Source organism: Pseudomonas sp. 910_21, from assembly GCF_052850735.1.
This window is the reverse complement of sequence record NZ_VXCY01000002.1, coordinates 582,757-601,963: the sequence shown is the minus strand read 5'-3', so window position 1 is coordinate 601,963 and position 19,207 is coordinate 582,757. Positions and strand designations below refer to the sequence as shown.

At 62.2% G+C, this 19,207-nt stretch carries 19 protein-coding genes and 2 pseudogenes; 7 read left to right on the top strand and 14 right to left on the bottom strand.

Annotated features, from left to right (window positions below):
* Window positions 1-24: 24 nt before the first annotated feature.
* The 7 genes from kdpB to FW796_RS07815 all read right to left on the bottom strand — a co-directional run bounded on the left by kdpB (window position 25) and on the right by FW796_RS07815 (window position 6,249).
* Complete coding sequence (gene kdpB / locus FW796_RS07845; RefSeq protein WP_346632374.1) at window positions 25-2,097, bottom strand: potassium-transporting ATPase subunit KdpB; 2,073 nt, start codon at window positions 2,095-2,097, stop codon at window positions 25-27.
* A gap of 12 nt (window positions 2,098-2,109) precedes the next feature.
* On the bottom strand, window positions 2,110-2,793 hold the full coding sequence (kdpC, locus tag FW796_RS07840; protein WP_346632375.1) for a potassium-transporting ATPase subunit KdpC: 684 nt from the start codon (window positions 2,791-2,793) through the stop codon (window positions 2,110-2,112).
* Window positions 2,794-2,802: 9 nt separating this feature from the next.
* Window positions 2,803-4,509: a potassium-transporting ATPase subunit KdpA gene (kdpA, locus tag FW796_RS07835; RefSeq protein ID WP_346632376.1), complete on the bottom strand. Its 1,707-nt coding sequence runs from the start codon at window positions 4,507-4,509 to the stop codon at window positions 2,803-2,805.
* A gap of 13 nt (window positions 4,510-4,522) precedes the next feature.
* Window positions 4,523-4,693 carry a hypothetical protein gene (locus FW796_RS07830; RefSeq protein ID WP_162884082.1) on the bottom strand — a complete coding sequence of 57 codons (171 nt, stop codon included), beginning with the start codon at window positions 4,691-4,693 and terminating at the stop codon, window positions 4,523-4,525.
* Window positions 4,677-4,775, bottom strand: coding sequence for a K(+)-transporting ATPase subunit F (kdpF, locus tag FW796_RS07825; protein WP_016968152.1), 99 nt, complete (start codon window positions 4,773-4,775; stop codon window positions 4,677-4,679). Before kdpF ends, FW796_RS07830 begins: the two co-directional genes overlap by 17 nt.
* A 253-nt stretch (window positions 4,776-5,028) precedes the next feature.
* On the bottom strand, window positions 5,029-5,517 hold the full coding sequence (locus FW796_RS07820) for a GyrI-like domain-containing protein (RefSeq protein ID WP_346632378.1): 489 nt from the start codon (window positions 5,515-5,517) through the stop codon (window positions 5,029-5,031).
* 69 nt (window positions 5,518-5,586) lie between these two features.
* Window positions 5,587-6,249 carry a LysE family translocator gene (locus FW796_RS07815; RefSeq protein WP_446439211.1) on the bottom strand — a complete coding sequence of 221 codons (663 nt, stop codon included), beginning with the start codon at window positions 6,247-6,249 and terminating at the stop codon, window positions 5,587-5,589.
* A gap of 278 nt (window positions 6,250-6,527) precedes the next feature.
* On the opposite strand from FW796_RS07815, the gene alaC reads away from it, so the two are divergent.
* A complete protein-coding gene (gene alaC / locus FW796_RS07810) occupies window positions 6,528-7,739 on the top strand; it encodes an alanine transaminase (RefSeq protein WP_123726204.1) in 1,212 nt (403 codons plus the stop codon).
* 102 nt (window positions 7,740-7,841) lie between these two features.
* Here alaC and FW796_RS07805 read toward each other — a convergent pair whose 3' ends face one another.
* Window positions 7,842-9,194 carry a GntP family permease gene (locus FW796_RS07805; RefSeq protein ID WP_047305702.1) on the bottom strand — a complete coding sequence of 451 codons (1,353 nt, stop codon included), beginning with the start codon at window positions 9,192-9,194 and terminating at the stop codon, window positions 7,842-7,844.
* 84 nt (window positions 9,195-9,278) lie between these two features.
* Complete coding sequence (locus tag FW796_RS07800) at window positions 9,279-9,812, bottom strand: gluconokinase (protein WP_102860632.1); 534 nt, start codon at window positions 9,810-9,812, stop codon at window positions 9,279-9,281.
* A gap of 215 nt (window positions 9,813-10,027) precedes the next feature.
* Here FW796_RS07800 and FW796_RS07795 point away from each other — a divergent pair, with 215 nt between their 5' ends.
* A complete protein-coding gene (locus tag FW796_RS07795) occupies window positions 10,028-11,059 on the top strand; it encodes a LacI family DNA-binding transcriptional regulator (RefSeq protein ID WP_148059758.1) in 1,032 nt (343 codons plus the stop codon).
* Between the two features lie 6 nt (window positions 11,060-11,065).
* On the opposite strand, the gene FW796_RS07790 is transcribed toward FW796_RS07795, so the two are convergent.
* Window positions 11,066-11,686 carry a LysE family transporter gene (locus tag FW796_RS07790; protein WP_404937525.1) on the bottom strand — a complete coding sequence of 207 codons (621 nt, stop codon included), beginning with the start codon at window positions 11,684-11,686 and terminating at the stop codon, window positions 11,066-11,068.
* 66 nt (window positions 11,687-11,752) lie between these two features.
* Between FW796_RS07790 and FW796_RS07785 the strand changes: the two genes are divergently transcribed.
* Window positions 11,753-12,682: a LysR family transcriptional regulator gene (locus FW796_RS07785; protein WP_446439210.1), complete on the top strand. Its 930-nt coding sequence runs from the start codon at window positions 11,753-11,755 to the stop codon at window positions 12,680-12,682.
* Here the strand turns inward: FW796_RS07785 and FW796_RS07780 are convergent.
* Window positions 12,679-13,596, bottom strand: a complete 918-nt coding sequence (locus tag FW796_RS07780; protein WP_446439209.1) for a LysR family transcriptional regulator — start codon at window positions 13,594-13,596, stop codon at window positions 12,679-12,681. The genes FW796_RS07785 and FW796_RS07780 overlap by 4 nt on opposite strands.
* A gap of 122 nt (window positions 13,597-13,718) precedes the next feature.
* On the opposite strand from FW796_RS07780, the gene FW796_RS07775 reads away from it, so the two are divergent.
* The 4 genes from FW796_RS07775 to FW796_RS07760 all read left to right on the top strand — a co-directional run bounded on the left by FW796_RS07775 (window position 13,719) and on the right by FW796_RS07760 (window position 16,350).
* A complete protein-coding gene (locus FW796_RS07775) occupies window positions 13,719-14,150 on the top strand; it encodes a PACE efflux transporter (protein WP_102860627.1) in 432 nt (143 codons plus the stop codon).
* A gap of 100 nt (window positions 14,151-14,250) precedes the next feature.
* Complete coding sequence (locus tag FW796_RS07770) at window positions 14,251-14,883, top strand: glutathione S-transferase family protein (protein ID WP_346632383.1); 633 nt, start codon at window positions 14,251-14,253, stop codon at window positions 14,881-14,883.
* Between the two features lie 32 nt (window positions 14,884-14,915).
* Entirely contained in the window at window positions 14,916-15,659 is a 744-nt protein-coding gene (locus tag FW796_RS07765) for an NAD-dependent epimerase/dehydratase family protein (protein WP_346632384.1), read from the top strand.
* Window positions 15,660-15,843: 184 nt separating this feature from the next.
* Complete coding sequence (locus FW796_RS07760) at window positions 15,844-16,350, top strand: hypothetical protein (protein ID WP_446439208.1); 507 nt, start codon at window positions 15,844-15,846, stop codon at window positions 16,348-16,350.
* Window positions 16,351-16,411: 61 nt separating this feature from the next.
* Here the strand turns inward: FW796_RS07760 and FW796_RS07755 are convergent.
* From FW796_RS07755 to FW796_RS07745, 3 genes and pseudogenes are all read right to left on the bottom strand, one after another.
* A pseudogene (locus tag FW796_RS07755) lies at window positions 16,412-16,825 on the bottom strand (methyl-accepting chemotaxis protein); the annotation flags it as partial.
* A gap of 126 nt (window positions 16,826-16,951) precedes the next feature.
* A pseudogene (locus FW796_RS07750) lies at window positions 16,952-17,728 on the bottom strand (PAS domain-containing protein); the annotation flags it as partial.
* A 527-nt stretch (window positions 17,729-18,255) separates the two neighbouring features.
* On the bottom strand, window positions 18,256-19,116 hold the full coding sequence (locus FW796_RS07745; RefSeq protein WP_346632387.1) for a LysR family transcriptional regulator: 861 nt from the start codon (window positions 19,114-19,116) through the stop codon (window positions 18,256-18,258).
* Between the last annotated feature and the right edge of the window lie 91 nt (window positions 19,117-19,207).

Sequence of the window (19,207 nt, the reverse complement as noted above, 5' to 3'; positions counted from 1 at the left end):
AGCGCCGCATTGCCAGTCCTTGCGTCAAACCAGGCCGAGCCCGGCCAGCAGCATGTCGATCAGCTTGATCCCGGCAAAGGGTACCAGCACCCCGCCCAGTCCGTAGATCAGCAGGTTGCGGTTAAGCAAGGCCGCCGCGCCGATGGATCGGTACTTCACCCCCTTGAGTGCCAGGGGGATGAGGAACACGATGATCAACGCGTTGAAGATTACCGCGCTGAGGATCGCCGAGTTCGGGCTGTTGAGGTGCATCACGTTCAACGCCGCCAACTGCGGGTAAGTAGCGACGAAAGCGGCCGGTACGATAGCAAAATACTTGGCCACGTCGTTGGCCACACTGAAGGTGGTCAAGGCGCCGCGGGTCATGAGCATCTGCTTGCCCACTTCCACCACCTCGATCAGCTTGGTCGGGTTGCTGTCGAGGTCGACCATGTTGCCCGCTTCTTTCGCCGCCTGGGTGCCGCTGTTCATCGCCACCGCCACGTCGGCCTGGGCCAGGGCGGGAGCGTCGTTGGTGCCGTCGCCGGTCATGGCCACCAGCTTGCCCTTGGCCTGATAGTCGCGGATCAGTTGCAGCTTGTCCTCGGGACGGGCCTCGGCGAGAAAGTCGTCGACCCCGGCTTCCACGGCAATCGCCGCCGCGGTCAGGCGGTTGTCACCGGTGATCATCACGGTCTTGATGCCCATGCGCCGCAGTTCGGCAAAGCGCTCCTTCATCCCGCCCTTGACCACGTCCTTGAGTTCCACCACGCCCAGGGCCTGGGCGCCGTCGCTGACCACCAGCGGCGTGCTGCCGCGCCGGGAGACTTCATCGACCTTGGCCTGCAAGGCCGGTGGAAAGCTGCCGCCCAAGGCCTCGATATGCCGGCGAATGGCATCGGCGGCGCCCTTGCGGATGCTGCGTCCGTCCGGCAGGTCGACGCCGCTCATGCGGGTCTGGGCAGTGAACTGCACAAAGCTGGCGCCCAGGGCGTTGATGTCACGGCCACGAATGTCGAACTTCTGCTTGGCCAGCACCACGATGCTCCGGCCTTCAGGGGTTTCGTCCGCCAGGGAGGCCAGTTGCGCGGCGTCTGCCAGCTCGCTGTCCTTGATCCCCGGCGCCGGCAGGAAGGCGCTGGCCTGACGGTTGCCCAGGGTGATGGTGCCGGTCTTGTCCAGCAGCAGCACGTCGACGTCCCCGGCGGCTTCCACGGCGCGTCCCGAGGTGGCGATGACATTGGCCGACATCATCCGGCTCATGCCTGCCACGCCGATGGCCGACAACAGGCCGCCGATGGTGGTGGGGATCAGGCACACCAGCAACGCCACCATCACCGTGGCGCTGATCACGCTGCCGGTGCCGCTCATGGCCACGGCGAAGATCGAGTACGGGCTCAGGGTCACGATCACCAGCAGGAACAGCAGGGTCAGTCCCACCAGGAGAATGGTCAGGGCCACTTCGTTGGGGGTCTTCTGACGCTTGGCCGATTCCACCATGGAGATCATGCGGTCCAGGAACGACTCGCCGGGGTTGACGCTGATGCGCACCACCAGCCAGTCGGAAAGCACCTTGGTGCCGCCGGTGACCGAGGAGAAGTCGCCCCCGGCCTCGCGGATCACCGGCGCCGATTCGCCGGTGATGGCGCTCTCATCCACCGTGGCCACGCCTTCGATGACCTCGCCATCCAACGGCACCAGATCCCCGGCTTCGATCAGCACCACCATGTCCTTGCGCAGTTCGCTGGCGGCCATGGGCAGCCAGGCAGCACCATGCTTGGGCTGCTGCAACAGCTTGGCCAGGGTCTGGCGCTTCATGCCCTTGAGGCTTGCGGCCTGGGCCCGGCTGCGGCCCTCGGCCAGGGCTTCGGCAAAGTTGGCGAACAACACAGTGAACCACAGCCACAGGGTGATGCTGAGGATGAAGCCACTGGAGGCCTCGCCTTCACCGCCCAGGGACTGGAACCACAGCAGAGTGGTGAGAATGCTGCCCAGGTAAACCACGAACATCACCGGGTTCTTCCACTGCGCCTGGGGCAGCAGCTTCTTCACCGCATCCAGGCACGCCGTCAGCAACAGCCCACGGTCGAACAACGCTATACGAGGGTTCTTACTCATGATCGGTATCTCTTACTCACTGACCGCAAGGGGCGAGGCATGCACGGGTGCCAGGGCATCCAGCGCGAGATTGAGTTGCAGCACATTGACCCGGGGCTCGCCCAACAGACCGAAGGTGCGGCTTTCGCTGTGGTCTTGCAGCAGCGCCTGCAGATCGGCCAGGGGCATGCGCCGCAGACGGGCGACCCGGTCCAGTTGCAGCTGGGCGTTGGCCAGGGAGATGTGCGGGTCCAGGCCGGAAGCCGAGGCGGTCACCGCGTCCACCGGCACCGGCATGTCCGCTTTCAGGCCGTTGAGCTGGCGGTAGGCGCTGACCCGTGCGGCCACGCTGTCCAGCAGCTTCTGGCTGGTAGGGCCCAGGTTGCTGGCACCACTGGCCCCGGCGTTGTAGGGCTGGGGCACGCTCTTGCTGGGGTCCAGCGGATCGCTGCCCAGCGTCATGCTCGGCCGGCCCTGGAAATACTCCGGGCGACTGAAGGACTGGCCGATCAGTTTTGAGCCCACCACCAGGCCGTCACGCTGCACCAGGCTGCCCTGGGCCTGGAACGGGAACAGCAGGTTGGCCAGCACGGTGGTAGCCAGCGGATAGGCCAGCCCGGTCAGCAGCATGAAAAACACCGCTGCCACCAGCACTGGGCGCAACAGGCCCTTGAACAGCACCGCAGTGGCGCCTTGGGTTTGCATTTGCGTCGTCATCACAACCCCTTACTTGTAGGTCTGGCCGGCCAGCAACTGCAGTTGCTCCACCAGCGGGCCGAGCGCGAGGGCCGGCAGGAAAGTCAGGCCACCGACCACCAGCACCACGAACACCACCAGGAACATGAACAGCGGTGTAGCGGTGGGAATGGTGCCGGCACCGGCCGGGATGTTCTTTTTCGCCGCCAGCGAACCGGCCACGGCCAGCATCGGCAACATGGTGAAGAAGCGTCCCATGAGCATGGCCAGACCGATGGTGGTGTTGAAGAACGGCGTGTTGGCATTCAGCCCGGCAAACGCCGAACCGTTGTTGGCGGTACCCGAGGCGTAGGCGTAGAGCACCTCGCTGAAACCATGGGGGCCAAGGTTGTTGAGGCTGTTCAGGGTGTCCGGCCACAGCGCGGCCAGGGCGGTGAAGCCGAGGATGCAGATCGGATGCGCGAGCACCGAGAGCATCACCAGCTTGATCTCCCGGGCCTCGATCTTCTTGCCGAGGAATTCCGGACTGCGGCCGATCATCATGCCCACCAGGAACACCGTCAGCAGGGCGTACTGGATCAGGTTGATAAAGCCCACGCCGTCGCCGCCGAACACGCAGTTGAGCATCATCTGCGCCAGGGGCACGAAGCCGCCCATGGGGGTCAGCGAGTCATGCATGGCGTTCACCGAACCGGTGGTGGCGCCAGTGGTGGTGGTAACGAACAGCGCGGTGTCGGCGATGCCGAAGCGCAGTTCCTTGCCTTCCATGTTGCCGCCGCTCTGGGTTGCCGACAGTTGCTGGTCGGCACCGACCTGGGTCAGCAGCGGATTACCACCCTGCTCCGCGGTGAAGACAATGGTCAGGAAGCCGACGAACATCACCAGGAAGGTGCCGAAGAACACCCAGCCCTGACGCCGACGCAACAGCATGCTGCCGAAGGTGTAGGTCAGTGCCGAAGGGATCAGCAACATGCTGAGAATGTGCAGGACGTTGGTCAGCGGCGTCGGGTTCTCGAACGGGTGGGCGGCGTTCATGCTGAAGAAGCCGCCACCGTTGGTGCCGATGTGCTTGATTGACTCGAAGCTGGCCACAGCGCCGACGATCAGTTGCTGCTGGGCGCCTTCCAGGGTGGTGGCCAGGGCCTGGGAGTTGAGGGTCTGCGGCATGCCCTGCCAGACATAGACCAGGGCCATGACCAGGCACAGCGGCAGCATCACCCGGTACAGGGTGCGGGTGAAGTCCACCCAGTAGTTGCCGATATCCGCCGAGCTGGAACGGCTCAGGCCGCGAATGAAACCAGCCGCGGCGACAACGCCTGCGGTAGCGCCGACGAACATCAGGAAGGTGATCACCGCCATCTGGCTGAAGTTCGACAGGCTGCTTTCTCCCGAGTACGCCTGCCAGTTGGTGTTGGTGATAAAGGACGCAGCGGTGTTGAACGCCAGGTCCGGGGTCTGCGCCGCCAGCCCCAAGGGGTTGAGGGGCATGACAGTTTGCAGACGCAGCACCAGGTAGCCCAGGAGCATCATCGCCGCGTTGGACAGCAACAGCGCCGAGCCATAACGGGCCCAGCCCATGGTTTCGCCGGGGTCGATCCCCAGCAGGCGGTAGGTGGCCCGCTCGGGCAACGCGTGGCCACGGCCATTGAAGACCCGGGTCAGCCATTTGCCCATGAGTACGGCGAGCCCGGTCATTACCCCGAGGATCACCGCGTATTCCAGCACAGTACTCAACATGTCGATGCTCCGTTCAAATCTTGCCCATGGCGACGATGACCAGGGCCGTCAGTACAAAGAACCCCAGGGACAGGCCCACGAAGATCAGGTCGTACATGGCTGGTTTCCTTTCTCGAGAGTGCCCGGACGGGCGAATGAAAATGCCGGGGTAGCGCTGGGTGCGGTCATCAGAATTTCTCGGCACGGATCAGCGCGTAACCCAGGTAGACGAACAGCAGCACGGCGCAAAAACCGCTGGCGCCGTAGATGAATTCCAGTGTCAGCAAGGCTTTTCCCCTTAACCCATTGAGGCGGCGCCGCAACCGCAGACAGCGGCCCGGGGCGCAACCGGTCAGGCGCCCGGCAATGGGCGCCGGCAGGGAGTCGGGAACGAGCCGTCCTCCGCTCTCCTCTGCGCCACGCAGGTTAGGTGAGGGCGTATCAAGGTCGGACACTGATTGCAGGGGACGGTGTTAAGACGGCGTATAGATTGCGGCCAAGGCAGGGAGAATCGGGGGCCGGCCAGCGCCCCCGAGGGGATCATTCACTTTTGAGCGGTAGCCAGACCTCCACCACACCGCTACCGGTATCAGGGTTGAAATCGGCACTGTAGCGCTCGAATTCCGGGGCATCGGCCGCTTCGCGACCGGACTGGGGCAGCCAGGTCTTCCAGATGTAGTTGAACGTCTGTGGCAAGTCCTGCAAGGAACCGCCGTGCTCGAACACCGCATAGTTCTGCGGCTGCACCTCGATCCAGCGATAACGCTCGGGCAGGTCGTCGAGCTTGCTGATCTCGACCCCGGCCAGGTATTCGAAGCTGCCCTGGCCATCGGGGTTGCAGCAGACGCCGTAGGTCAACTCATTCACTTGCCCCGGCACTTTGCCGATGTGGGGGATGAAGCGCTCCCAGAGCTGGCCGATGTCCTGGCCGGCACCAGGGGTAAACCGCTCGCTGAAGCCGGCGATCAGCAGAAAACGCTCTCTTTCGAAGCGCGGTTCTGGACCCGCGCCCTGTTTTTGCTCATCCATGAATGCCACTCCTGCCGCAGAAAAGATGGGTTCGGCAGCAAGTATAGAAGCCAATCGTCAGGGCCAGGATCAGAGCGCCGGAAGGTCGGCCACCCCGGCGCCGAGGATGAACTCCTGATAACCGGATAGGATCACGTACACCGCGAAATAGCAGAAGATCGCTGCAGATGCCAGATAGGAGTAGCGCAACAGCTTGTCCCCCAGCAACTTGCCGCCCTGGGTCGCGGCCAGGCACAGGCCCAGGGTCCAGACCAGCCCGGCGCAAAAGAAGCCGGCCAGGAACAACCCGGAGTCGGCAACCGTGCCACCACCGGATCGGGCAATCAGGGTGCCTCCCACGGCGGCAAACCAGAGGATCGCACTGGGGGAAGACATGGCCAGGAAGATCCCGCGCAAGAACTCCTTGCGCGGCGAACCGCGGTCCGCATCCCCAGCCGTGGCCAATGTCGCGCTGTGATGAATGGCGGCATAAATCATCTTCGCCGCGAAATACACCAGCAGCGCCGAACCACCGATCCACAGCACCCAGCGCACCGTTTCGTACTGCAGCAGCACGGTCATTCCGGCCAGGGCCAGCAGCGCATAAATCAAGTCTCCGACGCAGGTCCCGAGGCCCAGGCAAAAGCCCTGAAAATAGCCGCGCTGCATGGCCAGGGTGATCATCGCGATATTGGCCACGCCGATGTCCAGGCACAGCGAAAGGCTCAGCAAAAAGCCGCTGGTAAACTCCATCATTCATCCCGTTTGACGCTGTTGTTCGAAGAGCTGCCGCGCGGCGTCAGATCCGCCGGAACGGATCAGGCAGAGGCCGGGCGCCGTCCTTGCAGGCAAAAAGCGTGCACGTTATAGCGGCAAACCCGACAGCCCGGCAAACCGCCCGGAGCGCAAAAATATTTTTCCGCTCCTCTGGACAAGCCCGCGCCAGCGCCTTTATCGTCTGCCCCGCAGGCCACCGCAGTGGCCAACGTCGCTCGGACGGTTCCGGGCGCTTACGTCTTTTCGAGGCAACAATGGCCGAACAAGGTTCGCCGCGCCGCTTTGCGCGCATCGATCGTCTCCCCCCTTACGTTTTCAATATCACTGCCGAGCTGAAGATGGCTGCGCGTCGGCGCGGCGAAGACATCATCGACTTGAGCATGGGCAACCCCGACGGCGCGACTCCGCCGCACATCGTCGAAAAACTGGTTACCGTTGCCCAGCGTGAGGACACCCACGGCTACTCCACCTCCAAAGGCATTCCACGGCTGCGCCGGGCGATTTCCCGTTGGTACAAGGATCGCTACGAGGTCGATATCGACCCGGAAAGCGAAGCCATCGTCACCATCGGTTCCAAGGAAGGCCTGGCGCACCTGATGCTCGCCACCCTGGACCAGGGCGACACGGTGCTGGTGCCCAACCCCAGCTACCCGATCCACATCTACGGCGCGGTGATCGCCGGCGCCCAGGTGCGCTCGGTGCCGCTGGTGCCTGGGGTGGACTTCTTCGCCGAGCTGGAGCGGGCCATTCGCGGTTCGATCCCCAAGCCGAAAATGATGATCCTCGGCTTTCCCTCCAACCCCACCGCCCAATGCGTGGAGCTGGACTTCTTCGAACGGGTGATCGCCCTGGCCAAGCAGTACGACGTGCTGGTGATCCACGACCTGGCCTACGCCGACATCGTCTACGACGGCTGGAAAGCCCCGTCGATCATGCAAGTGCCCGGGGCCAAGGACATCGCGGTGGAGTTCTTCACCCTGTCCAAGAGCTACAACATGGCTGGCTGGCGTATTGGCTTCATGGTGGGCAACCCGGAGCTGGTCAGCGCCCTGGCGCGGATCAAGAGCTACCACGACTACGGCACCTTCACCCCACTGCAGGTAGCAGCAATCGCGGCACTTGAAGGCGACCAACAGTGCGTACGCGACATTGCCGAGCAGTACCGGCAACGGCGCAACGTGCTGGTCAAGGGCCTGCATGAGCTGGGCTGGATGGTGGAGAACCCCAAGGCCTCGATGTACGTCTGGGCCAAGATTCCCGAGGCCTACGCGCACCTGGGCTCCCTGGAGTTCGCCAAGAAGCTGCTGGCCGAAGCCAAGGTCTGCGTGTCCCCGGGGGTGGGTTTCGGTGAATACGGCGACGATCATGTGCGCTTTGCGTTGATCGAGAACCAGGACCGGATTCGCCAAGCGGTGCGTGGTATTCGCGGCATGTTCCGCGCCGACGGGCTGGTGCAGAAAAGCTGAGATGCTTTCAGCCACAAAAAAACCGCAGTGATGCGGTTTTTTTGTACTCGCGTTTCACCGACAACCTGCTCCCTGCAGGAGCCGGCTTGCCGGCGAAGCCGTTTAAACCACCAACGACAACAGCAGGATAAAGATCAGCCCCACCACCGAGAGGATGGTCTCCATCGCCGTCCAGGTCTTGAAGGTCTCGGCTACGGTCATGTTGAAGTACTGCTTCACCAGCCAGAATCCGGCGTCGTTGACGTGGGACAGGATCAGCGAGCCGGCGCCGGTGGCCAGCACCAGCAGTTCGCGGTTGACCCCGGGGATCATCCCCACCACCGGCACCACGATGCCCGCGCCCGTGATGGTCGCCACAGTGGCCGAACCGGTGGCAATACGAATCACCGCCGCCACCAGCCACGCCAGGAGGATCGGCGAGATCTGCGCGTTGACCGCCATATGACCGATCACATCGCCCACGCCGCTGGTCACCAGCATCTGCTTGAAGCCGCCGCCGGCACCGATGATCAGGATGATCGCGGCCGTAGGCGCCAGGCTGGCGTCGAGCAGGCCGAGGATCTGTTTGGAGCCGATGCCCTGCTTGTAGCCAAAGGTGTAGAGCGACAGCAGCAAGGCCAGCAGCAAGGCACTGATCGGGTGGCCGATCATGTCCATCCAGATGCGGAAGAAATGCCCGTCCGGCAGCGCCACGTCGGCGAAGGTCTTGAGCAGCATCAGGAACACCGGCAGTAGCACGGTCAGCAAAGTGACGCTGAAGCTCGGCAGGTTCTGCGAGGTATTTTCACGGGCCAACTGGTCGACCAGCTCCTGGGACGGATGACCCGGGATGTATTTGGCGATGAAGGTGCCGTAGATCGGACCGGCAATGATGGCGGTCGGCAGGGCAACGATCAGGCCGTAAAGAATGGTTTTGCCAATGTCGGCGCCGAACACGCCGATGGCCAGCAGTGGCCCCGGATGCGGTGGCACCAGGCCATGGACCGCCGAGAGGCCGGCCAGCAGGGGAATGCCGATCTTGATCAGCGACACCCCGGTGCGCCGGGCCACAATGAACACCAGCGGGATCAGCAGCACGAAGCCGATCTCGAAGAACAGCGGGATGCCCACCAGGAACGCGGCGAACATCATCGCCCACTGCACCCGCTCCTTGCCGAACGAACGGATCAGGGTCTGGGCGATCTGATCGGCGCCGCCGGACTCGGCCATCATCTTGCCGAGCATGGTACCCAGGGCCAGGATGATGCCGACAAAACCGAGCACGCCACCAAAACCGTCCTGGAACGCCTTGATGATCTTGTCCACCGGCATGCCCGACGTCAGGCCGAGGAACCCCGCGGCGATGGTCAGGGCAATAAAGGGATGCAGCTTGAATCGGGTGATCAGTACGATCAGGCCGATGATAGTGACCACTGCATCAACCAGCAGATAGGTCTCTTGGGACATGCCAAACATGGGATTGCCTCCGGTTTGTTGTTTTTATTAAAGCGTTAAAAACAAGGGCCGAGTGGGATAGCGCTACCTATTTCGAGCCAGCACTTAATGTGAAGGTTCAAGGCCATGCTCCAGCCACCATTGGTTGGCCAGTTCGGCCAGGCGCTGGACGCTCAGGGTGCTGGCATCCAGCGCCAGGGTGAGCGGCTCCCCCACGGGGGATTCGAGGGTGGCGAACTGACTGTCGATCAGAGTCGAAGGCATGAAATGCCCCGGCCGGTGTGCCACGCGATCGGCGGCCACTGCTGGTGTCAGTTCGAGGAAGATAAAGCCCAGGCCGGGGGTGGCGGCGCGCAGGCGCTCGCGGTATTTGCGCTTCAGGGCCGAGCAGGTCAGTACCGGACGCTGACCGGCGGCCAGGGTACGACGCAATTCATCGCAGAGGCTGTCTAGCCAGCCGGCACGGTCGTCGTCGTCGAGGGGAATGCCGGCGCTCATCTTGGCAATATTGGCGGCAGGGTGGAACGTATCGCCTTCAATGGCCGTGGCGCCGCTGCGCTGGCACAGGGCCTGACTGACGCTGGATTTGCCACAGCCGGCAACACCCATGATGACCAGGGCGGTAATAGATTGACTCATGTAACACCTCAGCGCGCAGACAGCGCTACCTTCGCTAGTTCTAGTTCTAGTACAAAAACAGTGTCTGCCGACGCCTTCTTGTCATTTTTGTGGGTTGCCGCTTATATAGTCCGCCAAACCAAAGAGCGAGGGTCAGGCACACCTCGCTCACGCATTGCAGCTGTTTCAGGACAGCGCTACCTTAGTGACTTGAATTTTGTTTGGCAAGCCGTCTGATGACCACTCATAAAAACGATAAAAACTCCCGTACCACGGGGCGCCCTACCCTCAACGAAGTGGCACGACTGGCCGGTGTCAGTCCGATCACCGCCTCACGCGCCCTGCGCGGTGTCAGCAGCGTGGCCACCGAACTGGTGGAAAAGGTGCAAAAGGCCGCGCTGGAGTTGAACTACGTGGTCAACTCCGCCGCCCGCGCCCTGGCTTCGGCCCAGAGCCAATCGGTGGTGGTGTTGGTGCCGTCGCTGTCCAACCTGCTGTTCATCGAAACCCTGGAAGCCATTCATCAGGTCCTGCGACCCAAGGGCTTCGAAGTGTTGATTGGCAACTACCACTACTCCAGGGATGAAGAAGAGAACCTGCTACGCAACTACATGACCTACCAGCCCCGGGGTCTGCTGCTGACCGGTTTCGACCGTACCGAGAGCGCCCGGCGGATGATCGAGGCCAACAACATCCCCTGCGTTTACATGATGGACCTGGACTCCGGTGCCGGACTCAACTGCGTGGGCTTTTCCCAGTTGAACGCCGGCGAGACCGCCGCCCAGCATCTGATTTCCCGTGGCCGCAAGCATCTGGCCTACGTCGGCGCACAACTGGATCAACGCACCCTGCTGCGGGGCGAAGGTTTCCGTCGCGCCCTGCAAGAGGCCGGGCTGTACAACCCCGATCTGGAACTGCTGACCCCTCGCCCATCCTCCGTGGGCCTGGGCGGCGAACTGTTCCTGCAACTGATGCAGAGCCAGCCGCAGGTCGACGCCATCTTCTTCGGCAACGACGACCTGGCCCAGGGCGCGCTACTGGAAGCCATGCGCTGCGGGATCAAGGTCCCGGAACAAGTCGCGGTGCTGGGTTTCAACGACCTACCGTCCTCGGAGCACATGGTGCCGCGCCTGAGCAGCATCAGCACCCCAAGGGAAGCCATTGGCCGCCGCGCAGCCGAGCAGATGCTGACCCTGCTGGCCGGCAACAGCGTGGCCGAGCCCGTGGTGGACATGGGCTTCGAGCTGCGGGTACGGGAAAGCACCTGAGGCGTTTCAGGGCTGCATGCTCAGGACACTGAGCAACAGCCCGAACCCCACCAGCACCACACCGAATACCTGATCGATACGGCGCTTGTACCCCAGCAATCGCCTGGCTATGGCCGGTGCCGAGAAAAACAGCGCCACCGCCACGAACCACAATACGTGGGCCAGGACAATGATTGCGCCGTAGCCGATCTGCACCGGCAACACCGTGCCCGGCTGGATCACCTGCATAAACAGGCTGAGAACGAAAATCATCGTCTTGGGGTTCAGCGCATTGGTCAGAAAGCCGCTGCGCAGAGCCGCCCAGGACGATATCTCGAGACTCGCCGTCCCTGCCTCTTGCGGCCCCTGGTCAGAACCGCGCAACAGCTTGACCCCCAGATAGATCAGATAAACCGCCCCGGCAATCTTCAGCCCGGTGAACCACAGCAGCGACTGCTGCAACAGCACCCCCACCCCCAGTAGGCTGTAGCCGATATGCAGCATGACCCCAAGCCCGATCCCCAGGGCGGTGAACACGCCGTGGCGGCGCGAGAGCATCAGGCTGTTGCGCGTCACCAAGGCAAAATCGGCTCCGGGACTGAGCACCGCCAGAATGGTGATGGTGATTACGACTAACAGTTCAGTCACGTTGCATACGCCTTGGTTATAGAATCAGGCGCTACTGTATGGGGATCGGCACGGGAACAGCCAACGATGAAAACTGACACTCTCAGTGATAAAAACTCACAGACATCACGCCGTCGCCTGCCTCCCCTCAGCGCCTTGCGCTGCTTCGAAGCGGCGGCACGCCTGGAAAGCTTCACCCGGGCCGGCACCGCTCTGCACCTGACCCATGGCGCCATCAGCCGCGCCGTGCGCGCCCTGGAAGAGGACCTGGGCACGGCGTTGTTCGAACGCCGCAGCCATCGGGTATTTCTGACGCCGGCCGGAGCCGAACTGCTGCACAGCGTGACCCAGGCCCTGGACCTGATCGAGAACACTGCCAGCCGCCTGCGGGCACCGAACCCCGAGGCGCCGCTGGTGCTGTCCTGCGAACCGACCCTGCTGATGCGCTGGCTGATCCCACGCCTGCCGGCGTTCCAGGCCGCCCACCCGGAGATATCGATCCAGTTGCTGGCCGGCGGCGGGCCTTTCTCGTTCAACACCGGCATCGACCTGGCGATTCGCCGCAACGATTTCGCCTGGAACGACGAAACCCAGGCTCACTGGCTGTTCGACGAAGCCATTGGCCCCGTCTGCCGACCGGACAAACAGCCTGACTGGGCCCCTTCGCCAGACGGCCAGCCGACCCTGGTGGAACACGCCCCGCGCCTGCACAGCGCCACCAGGCCGCAAGCCTGGGAGCAGTGGCTGCAACGGCGGCAACTGCCTGCTTCCCTGGCTCCCCAGGAGCAAGTCTTCGAGCATTTCTACTTCAGCCTGCAAGCGGCGGTGGCGGGCCTGGGGCTGGCCATCGCCCCCTGGCAATTGGTGCGCGATGATCTGGCCGGAGGATTGCTTTGCGCCCCTTTCGACTTCGTCGCCGATGGCAGCGCCTATTACCTGTTGTCCGCCCAGGCGATCAGCGACGATTCAGCGGCCGGTCACCTGCTGCGCTGGTTGCGTGAACAGGCCCTGGGCTAAACCCCGGGGTCGGGCAGCGGCCCCAGCGCCGGATCTTCGCCACTGAGCAACTGCACCAGGGCCAGCGCGCCCTTCTGCAAAGGTCGGTTCTTCAGCCACACCCCATGCACCGGCAATGACAAACCGTTGTCGAGGTTCTTGAACTTCAGCCGCTGCAGGCGCCCGGCCGCCAGCAGCGGCTGGATCACCGACAAGGGGAAATTGCCCCAGCCGATGCCGGCTTCCACCATGTGCAGGGCCATGGCCAGGCTGTCGGTGCGCCACAGCGACTCGCCCACCAAGGGCCGGGTATCGCTGATGGGCAGGTCGCGACTGGCCACCACGACCTGACGGACCCGGATCAGTTCCTCCAGGTACAACGAGCCATCGCTGGCCACAAACACCGGATGTCGCGGCGAGATACAGGCAATCACCCGCTCACTGCCGATGTACTGGAAATACTCCAGGGCATTCACGCTCAAGCCGGCAAAAGCCACGCCCACACTCACCCGCCCACTGTGCAGCAGCTGCAGCACATCATCCTGGGGGGCACTGAGCACCTCCACCTCCAGCAGCGGATAGCGCTCGGCAATCAGCTTGATGGCGGCCAGTACTCGCTGCTTGTCGATGTCATCCACCACGGCGATCGACAGCTTGCTCTCCAGGCCCAGGGACAGCTCGATGGCGTGCACCTGCAACTGCTTGAGCTGGTCGGCGATCAGCCGCGCATGGGGCGCCAGAGACAGGGCCAGGGGCGTCGGCACCGGCTCGCGATGGCTGCGATCAAACAGGGCATAACCCAGTTCGGCCTCAAGGTTGGCAATGCCCATGCTCACCGCCGAAGGCACCTTGCCCAAGGAGCGGGCCGCCGCAGAAAAGGAACCGCGCTCGAGCACGGCGAGAAACAACTGGATGCTGTCACTGGAGAAATTCATGGGTGCAACCTATCAGCAAAACTGAAAGCTTCCGACTTTTTCTGTCATCGCCATTGAAGCTATCTTTCGCGCCCTGCGCCAGTCCAGCCCTGGCCATTGACATTCAACACCGAGGAGTCTCCATGCAAGGCGTCAAACGCAAACTGGTCTACGTATCCCTGTTCGAGGTATTCGGCATGACCTTCTCGGCCCTCGGCCTGGCCCTGCTGTCCGGCACATCCCCCAGCAGCACCGGGCCGCTGGCCGTGGTCATCACCAGCATCGCGGTGACCTGGAACTTCATCTACACCACCCTGTTCGAACGCTGGGAAAGCCGCCAGCCGTCACGCACCCGCACCGTCAAACGGCGCATCGCGCATGCCGTGGGCTTCCAGTTGACCCTGATCGTGTTCCTGATCCCGCTCATCGCCTGGTGGATGAACATCAGCCTGGTGCAGGCCTTTCTCCTGGACCTGGCGCTGATCCTGTTCATCCCCTGCTACACCTTCGCCTTCAACTGGCTGTTCGACCGGGTTTTCGGTCTGCCGGCTTCGGCCCTGCCCGATCCGGCCTGAAGCCAAGCAAAACACCCCTGGAGGCAATTTGACCGTCGCCGAGAACCTGGCTCACTGATAGATTCCCATGGCCAACCTGTGCCACGAACAAGGAAGCGTCATGGGAACCCCCTATAGAATTCTCGGTAAAGCCTCGTCCATCAACGTCAGGAAAGTCTTGTGGACCTGTGAAGAGCTGGACCTTTCCTACCAGCAGGAAGATTGGGGCAGCGGCTTCCAGTCGACCCACAGTCCCGAATTTCTCGCCCTCAACCCCAACGCCCAGGTCCCAGTGCTGATCGATGACGCCGGGGCCCTGTGGGAGTCCAACAGCATTTGCCGCTACCTGGCCAATCTGCATCCCGGCAGCGGCCTGCTGCCCCTCGCCCCGCGGGCCAGGGCCCTGGTGGAACAGTGGATGGACTGGCAGGCCACCGAACTCAATCCGGCCTGGAGCTACGCCTTCATGGGCCTGGTGCGCCAGCATCCAGACTGCCAGGACAGCCGGCGCATCGGCGCCAGCCTGCTGGCCTGGAACGGCAAGATGGCAATTCTTGAACAGCAGCTTGAAAGCACCGGGGCCTATGTGCTCGGTGAAGCCTTCAGCCTGGCGGACATCGTCCTTGGCCTCTCGGTCAATCGCTGGAAGATGACCCCCATGGAACACCCGGACTTCCCCGCTGTGGCCGCCTACTACGAACGCCTCAGCCTGCGTCCAGGCTTCCTGCTGCATGGACGCAACGGCACCCCCTAGGCCACCCCTTCTCAGCCCACCGGAGACTCGACATGGATGGACTCAACGTACTACTGACCGGCGCCTGCGGCAGGATCGGCAAAGTGTTTTTCCAGGGTTCCCAGGAACGCCATCGCTTCACCCTCACCGACCGCGTCGAACCGGACTTCGACATCCCCGCCCCCCACCGCTTCGTACGCCTGGACCTCGATGACCCGCAAGCCATCGGCCGCCTGCTGCCAGGGATCGACGTGATCGTGCATCTGGCCGGCATCCCCCACGCCAGTGCCAGCTTCGACGAACTGCTGCCCAACAACATCCTCGCCACCACCTACCTGTTCGAGGCAGCAGTGAACGCTGGTTGCCAGCGCCTGGTGTTCGCCAGCAGCGCCCAGACCATCGAGGGCTACCCGGTGGACCGGCAGATCACCCCGGGCATGCCGGTGATGCCGGCCAACCTGTACGGCGTGAGCAAATGCTATGGCGAAGCCCTGTGCGCCTTTTATGCGGCCCGGCGCGGGCTGTCCTGCATCGCCCTGCGCATTGGTGCGTTCGAGGACCCGCAACACCACGAACTGACCACCACCCGCGACCTGAGCGCCTGGCTCAGCCCTCGGGACGCCGTGCAACTGCTACAGCGAGCGGTGGAAACCCCTGGGGTGCAGTACCTGATCGGCCATGGCATATCCAACAACCGCTTCAAGCGCCTGGACCTCAGCGAAACCACCCGGGTCCTGGGGTACCAGCCGGTGGACGATGCCTTCCAGGAGCATTTCGGCATTCCCATCACTTACTGAGACACTGATCGCCCCCCCCCTCGGCAAACAGGCGGGCGGCAATTGCCAGGAAGCGGCAAGACTTGTCCGCTTACTGGCCACCCGCCGACAGTTATTCTCCTAACCCATTGATATTCATGGACCAAAGTATCGGCATGAAACTTGCTAAAACTTCAGTCTAGTTCTCTCACACAGGTTCCCGATCATGTTGGTCAACGCCCAGAAATCCGTTTCGGTGCAGCCCACCTCGCGCACCGATATGGACCCGACCACCGCTGCCGCCAGCGCGCTGTACAGCGGCATGCTGCAGCAGGCCCAGAACTCCGTGACCGTGCCGACGTCCCAGTCCAGCCTGCAAGGCAATACCGTGGACGACAACGTCAATGCAGCGTTCGCCAAGACCCGTGTCCTGCTCCAGGCCACGCCGCCCGCCACCAGCACTCCACAGGCCACCAGCGCCACGGAAACCGGTGCCCTGAGCGAGTTCAAGGACTACATGAGCAAGACGCCCGAACAGCGTCTGCGTGACAGTATCCTCAAGGATATGGGTCTGACCGAAGAAGATCTGAAGAACCTGCCACCTGAGCGGCAACTGACGATCAACCAGGAAATTGCCCAGCGCCTGCAAGACAAGATGCAGTTGGCCAAGGAAGAGAAAGAGGCCAAGAACAGCGCCAAACCGATCGACGAGAAGTTCCTCGCGTCGTTGTAACAGTGACAACAAAAAAGGGTTCCCATGGGAACCCTTTTTTGTGTCCGAGGTAAAACCGCGACTACAACTGCAAGGTCGAGTTGAACTGGCTGATGGCATCCACCACATGCCTTGAGCCCTGCTGAATCTCCAGGATCACCTCCCCCGCCTCATTGGCCAGCTCGACCCCAAGTCCGGTGCGACTCAGGCTCGACTGCATGCTGGTGACCGCGCTCATGGACAGGTCGTGGTTCTTGCGCACCACCTCGACGATCTCCACCGTTGCCTGGCTGGTGCGTGCCGCCAGGCTGCGCACCTCGTCCGCCACCACCGCGAACCCCCGCCCATGCTCGCCGGCCCGGGCCGCCTCGATGGCCGCATTGAGCGCCAGCAGGTTGGTCTGGTCGGCAATCCCGCGAATGGTCTGGACGATGGTGCCGATGATCTCCGACTGTTTGCTGACCGCATCGATGCTGCGGGCGGCTTCATTCAGGTCGTGGGAAATCTGCTGAATGATTTCCACCGTCTGTTGCACCACCTCCGACCCCTTCTGGGCGCAGGCATCATTCTGCACCGAGGTGCTGTGGGCCGATTCGGCGGCGGATTGCAGGGTAGTCACTTGCTGGGTGATATCACTGGCGAACTTGACCACCTTGTACAAGCGGCCCTTGGTGTCGAACAGCGGGTTGTAGGAAGCCTCGAGGAACACGGTCTGGCCGTACTTGTTTTCCCGCTCGAAACGGTGGGAGTGGTATTCGCCACGGTTCAACGAGGCCCAGAACTGCTTGTACTCCGAAGACTCGGCTTCAGAGCGATGACAGAACATGCTGTGGTGCTGACCGAGGATCTCGTTCAGGGAGTACTGCATGGTCTTGAGGAAGTTGTCGTTGGCGGCAACTATCTTGCCGTCCGGGGTGAATTCGATGATTGCCATGGAACGGCCAATGGCGTTCAGCAGGCTCTGGTTTTCATGTTCCAGATGGATGCGCTCGGAGATGTCCGAGGCCACCTTGATCACACTCCTGACCCGACGGTCGGCATCGAACACCGGCATGTAGCTGGCTTCGAGCCAGATCTCCTGGCCGCGCTTGTTCAGCCGCAGGAAGGTGCCGCTGACAGGTTCACCCCGGCCCAGATCACGCCACAACTTGGCGTACTCCTCACTGCGATAGAACTCTTCCTCGCAGAAGATCCGGTGATGCTTGCCGCGTATCTCCTCCACGGAATAGCCCATGGCCTTGCAAAAATTATCGTTGGCGTCGAGCACGATGCCATCGGGAGAGAACTCGATCATCGCCATGGAATGGCTGATCGCCACCAACTTGGCATTGGCCTCGGTCAACGCACAATTAAAGCGCTCGATCTCTAGCAGGTCAGCCTTGTGATGTAGGTTAAACATGGTTGTATCACCTTCAACGCTGTCTTTTGATTGACGGAAGTTTCTAGTCTTTCAACTGAGCCACCACAACGTTCCATAAACAGGGCAAGCGCCTCTCTCCATGTGAGAAAGGAAGTGTCAGGTGATAAATGATGTTTAATCGGAGAGTCCATGTTGCAACGCTCTTATCAAGCCATCCTTTTCTTGATGACCCGTTGCCGGGTCCGACCTAACAAAGAAAAGAAACTCCATCTAATTAAATGCTCCTGATCCTGCGGTGCCTCTAGTTGCGCACTCTCGTCTTTATTCATGAATTCAATTTCGTGCTCGGATGAACATTCCACAAACACCCGTTATAAGGCTGAAAACATCACGAGACCGTGGTTCACAAAGCGCCCGATACGCTTTTTCACAATTGAGCATAGACAGCCGCCGACTCTATGCAAGGCCACCAGTCAGTCTGTTTTCACAACTTTTAAATGCTTCTCAGCCTTCACGAAAAGTATCAAGCAAGACATAAATATGACTCGCCAGGAACAGTTCGCCGACTAGACCCGAGCGAGCATCTGTACAAAGGCCTGAACCAGCCCGTGTGACTCCCGCCCCGGCGCCGCTACCAGGGCGAACTGCCGCTCGATCGGGCAACTCAAAGGCAGCACTCGCAATCCCTGGCGCTGTTCCGGCAAGGTACTCTCCGGCACCAGGGTCACCCCCAAGCGTTCGCGCACCAGGCTGAATGCGCTATTCCACTCGCGCACTTCGATCCGCACATCTGCCAACGGCATTCCGGCTTCGACCGCCAGGCTGCGGGCATTCACCGAGCAGCCGCCAGTGGCCAGGACAAAGGGCTGCGCCAGCAAGGCTTCAAGCTCGATGGTCGGGGCCTGCCAAGGATGGTCCTGAGGCAGCACGGCCACCCACGAATCGACACCCAGCACCCACGAACGACGCTCGGGCGCCGGATTCAGTACCACTCCCAGATCCACCAACTGCGCCTCCAACAGGGCTTCGACTTCATCGTCGCTGACCTCCAGTTGCACCACCTCGATCCCCGGGTGCAGTTGCTTGAAACGTCGCAGCACCGGTGGCAGGAAGCTCGCCAGGACCATGGGAAAGCCCGCCAGGCGCAAACTGCCCTGGAGGATGCCCCGGGCCGTGTCCACTTGCCGGCGAACCTGGGCCAGGGCTCCGAGCATCACCCGGGCCTGCTCCAGCACCTGTAGGCCGATTGCCGTGGGCAGCGCCTGGCGGCTTTCACGGATGAACAGTTGCACGCCCAGCATGTCTTCCATCTGGGCCAAGGCCTGACTGGCCCCGGACTGGGTCATGCCCACCTGCTCGGCGGCCCGGGTGATGGTGCCGCATTCGGCTATCGCCACCAGCAGGCGCCAATGCATCAGGTTCATCATGGCAGTAGCTATCCTTATGGCGATTTTCTGAAAGATTAATTTTACCCATGCAGGTGTCGCCCCGACACTGGCTCCAACACTCACCAGAGAC